This window comes from Streptomyces rishiriensis, from assembly GCF_030815485.1.
GTDB lineage: Bacteria > Actinomycetota > Actinomycetes > Streptomycetales > Streptomycetaceae > Streptomyces > Streptomyces rishiriensis_A.
Map to the genome: position 1 here is coordinate 7488050 of NZ_JAUSWV010000002.1, position 13213 is coordinate 7501262.

Sequence of the window (13213 nt, forward strand, 5' to 3'; positions counted from 1 at the left end):
CGGACGGTCAGACGCCGACCACCTGGAGCGAGGCCCACAGCGCCACGACGGCCGGGACCAACGCGGCCGGCACCGTGAGCAGACCGAGCCGGGTGAACTCCCCGAGCTCGACCCGCTCCTCACGTGACTGCACCACGCGCCGCCACAGCAGCGTCGCCAGCGATCCGGCGTAGGTGAGGTTCGGGCCGATGTTCACCCCGAGCAGGACGGCGAGCACCGCCCCGGTCCCGGCCGGGGCGGCGAGCGGTACCAGGACCAGGACCGCGGGCAGGTTGTTGATCAGGTTGGCCAGGACGGCGGCCGACACGGCCACGGCGAGCAGGGCGAGCAGGCCCGGTCCGTCGGTCAGGACGTGCCGCAGCGCGTCGGCGAGCCCGTTGTCGACGACCGCGCGCACCACGATGCCGAGTGCCAGCACGAACGCCAGGAAGCCCGGCGCGGCGGCCCGCACCACGGCCACCGGTGTCACCCGCCGCCGTACCAGCGCCCGTACGGCCACGACCAGGGCGCCGGCGAACGCGGCCCAGGCCGGTTCGATCCCGACGGCGGACGCCACCACGAACCCGACGAGGGTGCAGGTGACGGTGACCAGCGCGAACAGCGGCAGCTCGGGCGCCGGGCCGTCGTCGGCGGCGGGCTCGGCCGCGGGCAGGTCGTCGGCGAAGAAACGCCGGAAGACCAGGTACTCGGCGCCGATCGCGACCACCCAGGGCAGGGCCATCAGGGCGGCGAACCGGGTGAAGCTCAGCCCGCTCGCCTCGAACGCCAGCAGATTGGTGAGGTTGGAGACCGGCAGCAGCAGCGAAGCGGTGTTCGACAGGTGTGCGCACGCGTAGACGTGCGGCCTGGCGCGCACGCCCATCCGGGCGGCGGTGGCGAACACCACCGGCGTCAGCAGCACCACCGTCGCGTCCAGACTGAGCACGGCGGTGATCACCGAGGCCAGCCCGAACACCGCGACCAGCAGACGCCGCGGGCTGCCCGCCGACTGCCGGGCCATCCACGCCCCGCACGCCGTGAAGAGGCCCTCGACATCGCACAGGTGCGCCAGCACCAGCACCGCCGCGAGAAAGCCGACGACCGGTCCGAGCCGCTCGGCCTCCGTCAGCGCGTGCTCCGGCGCGACCGCCCCCAGGGCGATCACCAGGGCGGCGGCGGGGACGGCGACGAGGGCCTCGGAGCGCCCGGCGGGGCGCAGCACGGCCCAGCCGAGAGCGGCGGCGAGCAGGACGACGGACAGCGTTTCGGCGAGCGGGGCGTTGATGTGGTTCTCCGGGAGCGGGGTGCGGTGGTGCCCGCCCAGCTGACTGGTCCGGGTGTCGGTCCATGAAAACACGCGAGGGTAAAACGCCCGCCAAGTGACCGGTGGGCGGCCTCACTCCTCGTCGAGCAGGCTCAGCTCCGCCCAGATGGTCTTGCCCTCGGGGGTGTGCCGGCTGCCCCAGCGCTGGGTGAGCTGGGCGACCAGCAGAAGGCCGCGGCCGCCCTCGTCCCAGGTCTTCGCCCGGCGCAGGTGCGGGGCGGTGTGGCTGGTGTCGGACACCTCGAAGATCAGGGTCGTCGCGTCGTGGATCAGCCGGAGCCGGATGGGGTGGGAGCCGTAGCGGATGGCGTTGGTCACCAGTTCGCTCACCACCAGCTCGGTGGTGAAGGACGCCTCGCTCAGTCCCCAGCGGGAGAGCTGGTCGACCGCTTGTTTGCGGATGGGCGCGACCAGCGAGGGGTCGGCGGGGATGTCCCAGGTCGCGACCTGGGAGGCGGGCAGGCCCCGGGTGCGCGCGAGCAGCAGGGCCACGTCGTCCGCCGCGCCGCCGGACGGGAGCAGGGCGTGCAGGATCCGGTCGCAGGTCTCGTCCAGGGAGTCCGAGTACGCCGCCAGCGTCTCGTTCAGCAGCCGGAGACCGCCGTCCACGTCCCGTTCGCGGGACTCGATCAGGCCGTCGGTGTAGAAGGCGAGGACACTGCCCTCGGCGAGCTCCAGCTCGGCGGACTCGAACGGCAGCCCGCCCAGGCCGAGCGCAGGGCCGGCCGGCAGTTCGACCACCCGGGCCGCGCCGTTCGGCCGCAGCACCACGGGCGCGGGGTGGCCGGCCCGGGCCAGCGTGCAGCGTCGCGACACGGGGTCGTACACCGCGTAGAGACAACTGGCGCCGACCTCCCCGGGACTGCCCTCGCCGCCCGCCTCCTCCGACAGCCGGACGACCAGGTCGTCGAGGTGGGTGAGCAGCTCGTCGGGGGCGAGGTCGATGTCGGCGAGGGTGCGTACGGCGGTGCGCAGCCTTCCCATGGTGGCCGAGGCCTGGATGCCGTGTCCGACGACGTCCCCGACGACCATGGCGACGCGCATCCCGGACAGCGGGATCACGTCGAACCAGTCGCCGCCGACCCCGGCGCGGGCGGCCGGCAGATAGCGGGAGGAGGCGTCGACGGCGGCGGTGCGGGGCAGCGTGCGCGGCAGCAGACTGCGCTGGAGGGCGAGGGCCGTCTCGCGTTCGCGGGAGAACCGGCGGGCGTTGTCGACGCAGACGGCGGCCCGGGCCGTGATCTCCTCGGCCAGCAGCACGTCGTCCGGGGTGAACGGGTCCGGCCGGCGGAACCGGCTGAGCACGGCGACGCCGAGCGTCATACCGCGCGCCTGGATCGGCACGGACATCGTGGAGTGGATGCCGAGCTCGCGCACCCGGGCGCCGCGTGCCGGGTCCCAGGCGAGCCACGCGTCCAGACCGCCCCCCGTCAGGGAGCCGATGATGGTGTGCCCCGCGACCAGCGAGTCGGCCTGCGGTGACCCGGCCGGGTACTCCTGTACCTCTCCGGGCTTGGCCACCGCCTCCGGGCTGCCGGCGTTCACCCAGTGGTGTGCGGCGCGCCGCAGCCCCACGGGCGGGCTGAACCGGTTCGGCAGCTCCCCGCCGTTGTGCGGGTCGAGCAGGTCGACGCTGACGAAATCGGCGAGCGCGGGAACGCAGACCTCCGCCAGCTCCTGAGCCGTCCGGACGACGTCGAGGGTGCTGCCGATGCGCACGCTGGCCTCGTTGACCAGCTGGAGCCGCTCGCGTGCGAGGTAGTTCTGGGTGAAGTCGTGGGCGGACAGGCACACGCCCCGGATCCGGCCCTCGGCGTCGGTGACGGGTGCCATCCGGGCCAGCCAGGCGTGGGCCCGTGACTCGCCGCCGGTGCGGACGTACGTCTGCACGTCCTGAGGCTCGCCGCTGGTGAGCACCCGCAGCATGTGCTGTTCGAGCTCCGTGCTCTGCGGTCCGCCGCCGATCTCGGCGAGCCGCAGTCCCCGGATGCGCTCCTCGGGCAGCCCGATCACCTCACGCATCGCCTCGTTGATCCGGCGCAGCCGCAGCCGTTCGTCGTAGACGGCGATGGCGCATGGGGACTGGACCAGTCCGGCCGCGGCGAGAAGGGCGTCCGAGGAGCCGGGGCCCGCCCCGGCCAGCGGGGTGACGACGAGCCAGTGACCCGGGTCGCCGGCCCGGGCGGGGGAGCGGTGGGCGAGCAGCCACACCCGGAGGGGACGGCCGTCGCGATGGCGCAAAGTGACCGTTCCGGCCCAGCGCGCACCGGTGAGGTGGGGTGTCCCGTCGGCCAGCAGTTCCATGGCGGGCCGGCCCAGGACGTCGGCCTCGGCCCAGCCGAGCAGGGTCCGGGCGCCCTCGTTCCACCCGATCAGCGCTCCGGAGTCGTCGACGACCGCCCGGGCCGTCGCGGCCTCGTCGAACGGATACTCCGGGCTCATCTCGGCACTCCATCGCGGACACTCACAGTGAACGGGCGCGTCACTTCCGTTCCAGCCTAGTGTGTCCCCCTCTTACGCGGACGGGAACCCCCACAGCTCGGCCGAACAGCGAGTTCCCGCCGAGGTCAAGGGCCAAAACCGGCCTGTCCGCTCGAACGCCGCCCGGGTGAGCCCTCCGCGGCGCCGGGACGGGCGGCGCCCCCGGCCCCCTTGACGGCAAGAGCGAGCCGTCGTCAGATTCTGTTTGTTAACGATCAGTTGTGAGTACTTCTGGTTCCTGATGAGGGAGAGCCGACCATGACGGTCACTCGCAGATCGGTCCTTCTCGCGTCCGCCGCCGCCCCGGCCGCCGGAGCGCTCCTCGGCACACCGGCGGCGCAGGCCGCCGCGGACGCCGTGAGCGCCTCCGGCCGCCGCACGGTCGCGCTGCGCGACGGCTGGCGCTTCGCGCTGGTCGACCCCGGTGGGATCACCGACCCCACCGGGCAGTACGCGAACGCCGCCGACCCCGGTCACGACGACTCGACCTGGCGTGCGGTGGCGGTGCCGCACGACTGGAGCATCGAGCAGACGCCCACCACACAGAACGGCACGACCAGCGGCACCGGCTTCTTCCCCGGCGGCCTGGGCTGGTACCGCATCGCCTTCACGCTGCCGCCCGGCCACGCCGGCCGGCGCATCTCGGTCGAGTTCGACGGCGTCTACATGGACTCGTACGTCTACTGCAACGGCACCGAGGTGGGCCGCCACCCCTACGGCTACACCGGATTCGCCCTCGACCTCACCGATGTGCTGCACACCGACGGCACCACCGAGAACGTGATCGCGGTCAAGGTGCAGAACCGGCTCCCGAGCAGCCGCTGGTACTCCGGCAGCGGCATCTACCGCGAGGCCCGCCTGGTCGTCACGGAACCGGTCCACGTGGACCGCTGGGGCACCTGCGTCACCACGCCCGAGGTCACCGACGAGCGGGCCGTCGTCCGGGTGGCGACCACCGTGGCCAACGCGTCCGGCGCGAGCGCAAACGTCGAGGTCGTCTCCCGCGTCGTCGCCCCGAACGGCCGCACCGTCGCCCGTACGTCCTCCACGGTCTCCGTCGCCGACCGGGCCACGGAGACCCAGGAACTCACCGTGACCGATCCGCAGCGATGGGACTTCGAGACACCGCGCCGCTACAGCCTGGAGACCGAGCTGCGCGTCGCCGGCCGGGTCACCGACACCTACCGCACCCCGTTCGGCATCCGCACCTTCCGCTTCGACCCGGACGAGGGTTTCCACCTCAACGGCAGGTACGCCAAGATCAAGGGCGTCGACCTGCACCACGACCTGGGCGCGCTCGGCGCCGCGATCAGCGTCGACGCGGTCCGCCGACAGATGACGATCATGAAGTCGATGGGCGTCAACGCCTTCCGCACTTCCCACAACCCGCCGTCGCCGGAGATGATCCGGGTCTGCGAGGAACTGGGCATCGTGATGCTGGTGGAGGCCTTCGACTGCTGGCGGACCGGCAAGACCCGGTACGACTACGGGCGGTTCTTCGACGAATGGTGCGAGCGGGACGCCACCGAGATGGTGCTCGCCGCCCGCAACTCGCCCGCGGTCCTCCTGTGGTCCATCGGCAACGAGATCACCGACTCCACCTCCACCGCCGGTCTCGCCATGGCGGACCGGATCATCACGGCGATCAGGGCGGCGGACGACACGCGCCCGCTCATCATCGGCTCGGACAAGTACCGCACCCCGCCCGCCAAGGGCTCCGCCGCCGACCTGATGCTCGCCAAGCTGGACGGCCTCGGCCTGAACTACAACACCGCCAAGTCGGTGGACGCCCTGCACGCGACCTACCCGCACCTGTTCCTCTTCGAGTCCGAGTCGTCCTCGGAGACTTCGACCCGCGGCACCTACCAGGAGCCCGAGCACCTCAACACCGGCGAGAACCACACCCCCGGCCGACGCGCGGTTTCCTCCTACGACAACAACCTCGCCTCCTGGACGATGAGCGGCGAGTACGGGCACAAGAAGGACCGCGACCGGAAGTGGTTCACGGGCCAGTTCCTGTGGTCCGGCATCGACTACATCGGCGAGCCCACCCCGTACAACGTCTTCCCGGTGAAGGCGTCCTTCTTCGGCGCGGTCGACACGGCCGGGTTCCCCAAGGACATGTACCACCTCTTCCGGAGCCAGTGGGTCGACGAGCCGATGGTCCACCTGCTGCCGATGACCTGGAACCACGAGGCGGGCGACACGGTCGAGGTGTGGGCCTACTCCAACGTGGACACCGTCGAGCTGTACCTGAACGGCAAGTCCCTGGGCGTGCGCGGGTTCGACACCAAGAAGACCGCCGACGGCCGCGCCTACCTGGAGACCACCGAGGCCACCGGCGACGACAAGACCTTCACCACGGGTCCCTGGCCCGGTAGTTACACGAGCCCGAACGGCAGCGCGGGCAAGCTGCACCTGACGTGGCGGGTGCCCTACCGGCCGGGCGAGCTGAGGGCGGTGGCCCGCCGGGGCGGCAGGACGGTCGCCACCGACGTGTTGCGCACCGCCGGCGCCCCGCACGCCATACGCCTCACGCCGGACCGCGAGTCCCTTCCGGCGGACGGGCGTTCACTCGCCTTCGTCACCGCCGACGTGGTCGACGCGCACGGGACCGTGGTGCCCGACGCCGAACACCTCATCTCCTTCGAGGTGAGGGGCGGCTCCCTCGCCGGCCTCGACAACGGGCGGCAGGAGAGCGCCGAGCGCTACCAGGCCAGTACGCGCACCGCCTTCCACGGCAAGGCCCTCGCCGTCGTGCGCTCCGGCACCGGGGTTGGAGCGCTGAGGGTGACGGCCCGCGTGGACGGTCTGCGCAAGGGCACCGTCACGCTGCGCACCACGGCCGCCCGCTCGAAGGCGGTCACCGCGCCCGCCGGCTTCGCCCCCGACCTGCCGGCGCCCGTGAACCACCCCTACGCGGACGCCAGTTACTCCGGACGCCCGGACACCCTGCCCGCGGCCGTGCTGGACGGCGACCCGGCCACCGGCTGGTCCAACGCCTTCGCCAAGGCCGCCACCGCCCTGCTGCCCGCCTTCGGCGGGGCCCGGCCGCGGGACTGGGTCTGCGTGGACTACGGGCGCGTCCGGGACTTCGACCGGGTGGAGGTGTCCTTCACCGTCGACGCCACCCACAGCCTGCCCGCGGCGGTCGAGGCGGAGGTCTGGGACGGCGAGCGCTATGTCCCGGTCACCGGGGCGACCGTGGACCGGGCCACCGCGTCGGACGCGCCGACGGTGGTCAGCTTCGACCCGGTCCGCGGCTCCAGGCTCCGGCTGACCCTGACCAGCGGCGCACCCGGTACGGCCCAAGGGTCGGTCCGCATCACCAAGTGGCAGTCATGACCGCCGACCGTCGACTGTTGATCGCTTACCGCCGACCGATGACGGCCGACTGCCTACCGCTGACCGCCTACTGGTGTCCGCCGACCGCCGACTGATGACCGCCTACAGCCGACCGCCTGCCGCTGACTGAGAGCGATCCCGCGGCGGCGGCGCACCGCCCGGTCCGGGCTCGGCGCCGCCGCCGTCCGATCGCCCCGCGCTCCGGGCGCCTCAGCCCGCGTCGGCCGCCTCGAAGGTCACCTTCGCGGTGTCCACCGTGCCCGCGTCGCGCCCGGGCGCGCTCTGCCACGACCAGTACAGGTTGGTGTGGGCCATCACCTGCTCCGGCGCCGGAGCGCCGTACGCGCTGAGGTCCTCCGTCGTGTGCGCGTCGCCGACCAGCGTCACGTCGTATCCCCGTACGAAGGCGCCGTGCAGCGTCGAGCGGATGCACGCGTCGGTCTGCGCCCCGGTGACGACGACCCGGCCCACCGCGCGCTCGGCGAGCACCGACTCCAGCCCGGTGGCCTCGAAGGAGTCCTGGTAGTTCTTGTGGACGAGGGGCTCGGCGTCGAGGCGGACCAGCTCATCGACGAACTCCCAGTTCTCGCTGCCCCGTTCGAGGTCGTCGTCGGAGTGCTGGACCCAGACGACCGGGGCGTCCTGCGCGCGGGCGGCGTCGATCAGGGTGCGGATGTTCGCGATCACCTCGTCCCGCCGGGGCGCGCCCGCCACCACGCCCTTCTGGACGTCGATGACGAGCAGGGCGGTGTTCGGCCGGTCGGGCAGGGTGGTCATGGAGACCTCCGGGTTCTCCTCGTCGTGCGGGCTTCGTCGGTGTGAGCGGCGCCCGGACGGTCCACGTTAGGACCCACCACTGACAACGGCCCCGAAGCCATCTCGTCCGGACCGTTGACGGGGTGTCATGAATCCAACAAACATGTCCTGCGACCCCGCTTTGGGAGCGCTCCCACGCGATGGCTACCGGATCCCGTACGGAGCGTCCCGCACCCCCCGAGGAGCCCGGACGTGAAACGACGCAGAACCACCCTGCTGTCCCTCGTGGCCCTGCTGGGCGCGGCGCTCACCGCGCTGCCCGCGCAGCAGGCCGGGGCCGACGAGGTGGAACAGGTGAGGAACGGCGGCTTCGACACGACCGCCGACCCGTGGTGGACCAGCAACGTCACCGCCGCTCCCGCTGACGGCCGGCTGTGCGCGGACGTGCCCGGCGGCACCGTCAACCGCTGGGACTCCGCCGTCGGCCAGGACGCGATCACCCTGGTGAAGGGGTCGTCGTACCGATTCTCCTTCAGCGCCTCCGGCGTACCCGAAGGGCATGTGGTGCGCGCGATCGTGGGCCTCGGCGTCTCCCCGTACGACACCTGGTACGAGGCGACCCCGGTGCTGAACGAGTCGGGTGACGCCTACACGTACACGTTCACCTCGCCGGTCGACAGCGCGCAGGGGCAGGTCGCCTTCCAGGTCGGCGGGAGCGCCGATCCCTGGCGGTTCTGCCTGGACGACGTGTCGCTGCTGGGCGGGGTGCCGCCGGAGGTGTACGAGCCCGACACCGGCCCGCGCGTGCGCGTCAACCAGGTCGCCTATCTGCCCGCGGGACCCAAGAACGCCACGCTGGTCACCGACGCCGGGGCGAAGCTGCCGTGGCAGTTGAGGAACGACTCCGGGGTGACGGTCGCGCACGGCTGGAGCGCGCCGCGCGGCCTCGACGTCTCCTCCGGGCAGCGCGTCCACTCCATCGACTTCGGCGGTTACCGGACCCGCGGGACGGGCTTCACGCTGGTCGCCGACGGCGAGACCAGCCGTCCCTTCGACATCGGCACGGACGACTACGACCGGCTGCGCCTGGACGCGGTGAAGTACTACTACACGCAGCGCAGCGGCATCGCGATCCGGGACGACCTGCGGCCCGGCTACGGGAGGGCGGCCGGCCATGTGAACGCTCCCCCCAACCAGGGCGACTCCGCGGTCCCGTGCCGGCCCGGGGTGTGCGACTACACCCTCGACGTCACCGGAGGCTGGTACGACGCCGGCGACCACGGCAAGTACGTCGTCAACGGCGGCATCGCCACCTGGGAACTGCTGAGCACCTACGAACGTTCCACGCTCGCCCGCACCGGCGACCCGGCCGCCCTCGGGGACGGCACGCTCGCCCTTCCCGAGAGCGGGAACAAGGTGCCCGACATCCTCGACGAGGCCCGCTGGGAGCTGGACTTCCTGCTGAAGATGCAGGTACCGGACGGGCAGCCGCTGGCCGGCATGGCCCACCACAAGATCCACGACGAGCAGTGGACCGGTCTGCCGCTGCTGCCCGGCGACGACCCGCAGAAGCGCGAACTGCACCCGCCGACCACCACGGCGACCCTCAACCTGGCCGCCACGGCCGCCCAGGCGGCCCGCCTGTACCGGCCCTACGACAAGGTCTTCGCGGCGAAGGCGCTGGTGGCCGCGCGCAAGGCCTTCGCGGCGGCTCTCGCGCATCCGGACGTGTACGCCGACCCGAACGACGCCACCGGCGGCGGCGCCTACAACGACGACGACGCAAGCGACGAGTTCTACTGGGCGGCCGCCGAGCTGTATCTCAGCACGGGGGAGAAGCAGTTCGCCGACCGGGTGCTGAACTCCCCGGTGCACACGGCCGACGTCTTCGTCCCCAACGGCTTCGACTGGTCCCGCACGGCCGCCGCCGGCCGCCTCGACCTCGCGACCGTTCCCAGCAGGCTGCCCGGCCGCGACAAGGTCCGCGGGTCGGTCGTGCGGGGCGCCGACACCTATCTCGCCACGCTGGCCGGACAGCCGTACGGCATGCCCTACGCCCCCGACGGCAACCGCTACGACTGGGGTTCCAGCCACCAGGTCCTCAACAACGCCGTGGTCATCGCCACGGCCTACGACCTCACCGGCGCCTCGAAGTACCGGGCCGGGGCCGTCCAGAGCATGGACTACGTCCTCGGGCGCAACGCGCTCAACCTGTCGTACGTCACCGGCTACGGCGAGGTGAACGCCCATCACCAGCACAGCCGCTGGTACGCGGGCCAGCTCGACCCCGATCTGCCGGACCCGCCGCGCGGGACCCTGGCGGGCGGCGCGAACTCGAGCATTCAGGATCCCTATGCGCAGGGGAAGCTCCAGGGCTGCGTGGGTCAGTTCTGCTATGTCGACGACATCCAGTCGTGGTCCACGAACGAGACGGCGATCAACTGGAACGCGGCGCTGGCCCGACTGGCCTCCTTCGTGGCGGATCAGGGATAGGGCCGGGATCGGCAATAGACCCTTCCTGATCAGGAACGCACAGGGTCGGACACCTTCCGGTACCGCGTGGTCATCGGTTTGACCTGGGGATATTTACGAGTAAGTACCCGCGCGGTACCGTGAAGGGCATGCCAGCCCTCAATGTGGAATTCAGCGATCGCGAGCTGGAGGACCTGCGGCAGATCGCCAAGGAACGCGGTACGTCGATGAAGGCGCTCGTGCGGGAGGCGGCCGCGGCCGACATCGCGCGGCACCGGGCGCTCCAGGAGGGCGCGGAGGCCTTCCGCAGGTTCTTCGCCTCGCACGCGGACGAGTTCGCCGCCGCCTTCCCCGAGGACGAACGCTCCGTGCGGGGCGAGGGGCGGGTCGCCTGACCGATGACCTCCGTCATCCACATCGACGTGCCCTGGCTGCTCCAGCGCCATGAAGAGGTTCTGCCGGAGCAGCCGACCGTCAACGACTTCTCGGCGCTGGTCGCCGCCGTCGCCCGGCACCGGGTCGACCCGCCCAGACTCGGCGTGGACTCCGACCCGGCCTGGCGGGCCGCAGCGCTGCTGCACACGCTCACCCTGCTCAAACCGCTGCCCGCGGCCAACGCCCGCTTCGCCTGCGCGACGGCGGTGGCGTACATGTTCACCAGCGGGGTCGGTATCGATCCCCCGTACGGCGCGCTCGTCGACCTCGCCCGCGATCTGCTCGACGGCAAGACGGACGTCTACGGCGCGGCGGACCGGCTGCGGTCCTGGCAGATATAGGCATACGCAAAGCGTTCGGGGCCGCCGGCCGAGGGCGGGAGGAACAAGGCCGGCGGCCGTTTCGCGCAGGAGAGCCGCCGTCCTGCGCGGGGCCTCCGAGGAAGTGGCCGGTTTCAGCCAACTACGCGGCCCCGTGTGCCGGGAGCGTGCGTGACGCCCCACCGTGTGCGCGTGTTTCACACGGGGCGCAAGGGCGGATTCCGGCCGGGTCGGCAGAGGCCGGGAAAAGGCGGGATGCCGGTCCCGCTTATCGACTTTCCATCAACAAGGCGCAGCTTCAGCCCTCGCCTTGTTGTGCGCGACTCAGTTGTGCAAAGGTGAACCGCCCGTGCGGGGGGTCATGACCACATCCCCCGCGTCCGTCGGCGGAGGCGAATTCACGCTCCCTGCCGCACCGGACAGGTACGTACCAAAGGAATGCGCTCAGTGCCCACCCCTCAGCCTCCTCGTCCTCCCTATCCTCCGCCGGGCGGGGGTCCCGGAGAATCCGACGAGTCACTCGCCGCGGGAATACGCGGCGGCGCGGACAGCGAGGTCGCCCAGTCCACCGCCCTGCTCATCGCCCGGCACTGGCGGCCGGTGCACGACTACGCGGTCATCTGCCTCGCCTCCTCCGGGAGCGTCGCGTCCATGGTCACCGCGGCCGCGTTCCACCAGGTTCTCGACCGGCTGAAGCTGGGCGAGCCGGGGACCGCGCTGCGGCCCCGACTGCTGGTGACCGTACGGGACATGGCCCGGCTGTGGTCCGCCGACGAGGAACTGTCCGGCGTGCTGCCGGTGCTGCGCAAGCCGGCCGGCGCCCGTGGGATGCGGACCGCGAAATCCATGATCCCGGAGAACCGCGTCCTGGCGGAACGCTCGTTCCAGGGTCTGCCCGCGGTCGCCCGGTGCGCCCTGTGGCACGTGGAGGTGGAGGCCGAACCGGTCACCGCCGCGGCCGGCCTGCTCGGTATGGACACCGACACCGTGTCCGCCGCCCTGGAACAGGCCCGGGACAAGCTGCGCGAGGGCGTCGTCCGCGCCCACCGGGAACTCGCGCCGGGCAAGGACTGCCGCTTCTACAACCGGCTCCTCGACGTCCCGATCCGCCGCGGCGGCGACCTCCTGCCGGACGTGCGCAAGCACCTCGACGAGTGCCGTTACTGCCGTGCCGCCGCCGAACAGCTCGGCCACTTCGAGAACGGCCTCGGCGTGCTGCTCGCCGAGGCGGTGCTCGGCTGGGGCGCCCGCCGGTACCACGACACCCGCCCCGGCCGCGCCAAACAGCAGACCGTACGCCTCAAGGGCTCCGCACGGCACCGCGGCCGAGGCACCCGCGGCCGGGGCGGCAACCTGCTCTCGCGCATCCCCTCGCCGCGTCGGCGGTCGTCGGGGGAGGGGCGCTCGCCGCGCGCGCTGCTGACCGGTGTCGGCCTGGCCTCGGCGGGCCTGCTGACCACGCTGCTCGCCGCCGGTATGTGGTCGGACGACGGCGGCGCCGACCCGGCCGCCTCCACCAGCGGCAGCGTGCCCGGCGTCGACTCGCAGGCCGCCACCGCCTCGCCGACCGCCCCGGACACCGCCCAACTGCCCACCGCCCCACGGCAGACCAGGCTGCGCAACGCCGCCGCCGACCTCTGCCTGGACGTCCGGGGCGAGGCTCGGCCGGGAGCCTCCGTCGAACTGTCGGAGTGCTCCTCCGACGCGACCCAGCAGTGGTCGTACGACGACGACGGGCAGCTGCGCAGCGTGGCCGGGCCCGGCTTGTGCGTGGACTCCCACGCGGACGCCGGGGTGGTCATCCTGGGCTCGTGCGTGGACGCCGCCGACGCCCGCGGGGGCGACGTCCGCTACGACCTCACCGTGCAGGGCGAGTTGCTGCCCCGCTGGGACGACGCGCTCGCCCTCGCCCCGGCCGGGGAGGCCCCGGGCTCGGACGTGGTCGTCAAGGTCCGCGACCACACCACCGGTCAGCGCTGGCTCACCGACGTCGCCTCCGCCACGCCCGGTTCCCTCGCGGTCACCGGCACGGACGCCCCCGCGTCGGCCCAGCCGGTCGACCTGGCGGACGGTACCGCCTGAGGGACCGGGTTCCCGGCCC

Annotated in this window: 8 protein-coding genes; 5 read left to right on the forward strand and 3 right to left on the reverse strand. The window is 72.3% G+C overall.

Annotated features, from left to right (window positions below):
* Positions 1-7: 7 nt before the first annotated feature.
* Positions 8-1303, reverse strand: a complete 1296-nt coding sequence (locus QF030_RS35730) for an arsenic transporter (protein WP_307167810.1) — start codon at positions 1301-1303, stop codon at positions 8-10.
* A gap of 72 nt (positions 1304-1375) precedes the next feature.
* Complete coding sequence (locus QF030_RS35735; protein ID WP_307166696.1) at positions 1376-3745, reverse strand: SpoIIE family protein phosphatase; 2370 nt, start codon at positions 3743-3745, stop codon at positions 1376-1378.
* Between the two features lie 297 nt (positions 3746-4042).
* On the opposite strand from QF030_RS35735, the gene QF030_RS35740 reads away from it, so the two are divergent.
* Positions 4043-7129, forward strand: a complete 3087-nt coding sequence (locus QF030_RS35740; RefSeq protein ID WP_307166697.1) for a glycoside hydrolase family 2 TIM barrel-domain containing protein — start codon at positions 4043-4045, stop codon at positions 7127-7129.
* Positions 7130-7339: 210 nt separating this feature from the next.
* On the opposite strand, the gene QF030_RS35745 is transcribed toward QF030_RS35740, so the two are convergent.
* Entirely contained in the window at positions 7340-7906 is a 567-nt protein-coding gene (locus QF030_RS35745; RefSeq protein WP_307166698.1) for an isochorismatase family protein, read from the reverse strand.
* Between the two features lie 231 nt (positions 7907-8137).
* Between QF030_RS35745 and QF030_RS35750 the strand changes: the two genes are divergently transcribed.
* The 4 genes from QF030_RS35750 to QF030_RS35765 all read left to right on the forward strand — a co-directional run bounded on the left by QF030_RS35750 (position 8138) and on the right by QF030_RS35765 (position 13194).
* Positions 8138-10378 carry a glycoside hydrolase family 9 protein gene (locus QF030_RS35750; protein ID WP_307166699.1) on the forward strand — a complete coding sequence of 747 codons (2241 nt, stop codon included), beginning with the start codon at positions 8138-8140 and terminating at the stop codon, positions 10376-10378.
* Between the two features lie 128 nt (positions 10379-10506).
* The gene (locus tag QF030_RS35755; RefSeq protein ID WP_037735240.1) at positions 10507-10752 is read left to right on the forward strand and encodes a hypothetical protein; all 246 of its coding nucleotides are present in this window, start codon (positions 10507-10509) and stop codon (positions 10750-10752) included.
* 3 nt (positions 10753-10755) lie between these two features.
* Positions 10756-11133, forward strand: coding sequence for a toxin Doc (locus QF030_RS35760; RefSeq protein WP_307166700.1), 378 nt, complete (start codon positions 10756-10758; stop codon positions 11131-11133).
* A gap of 426 nt (positions 11134-11559) precedes the next feature.
* Entirely contained in the window at positions 11560-13194 is a 1635-nt protein-coding gene (locus tag QF030_RS35765) for an RICIN domain-containing protein (RefSeq protein WP_307166701.1), read from the forward strand.
* The last annotated feature ends 19 nt before the right edge of the window (positions 13195-13213 follow it).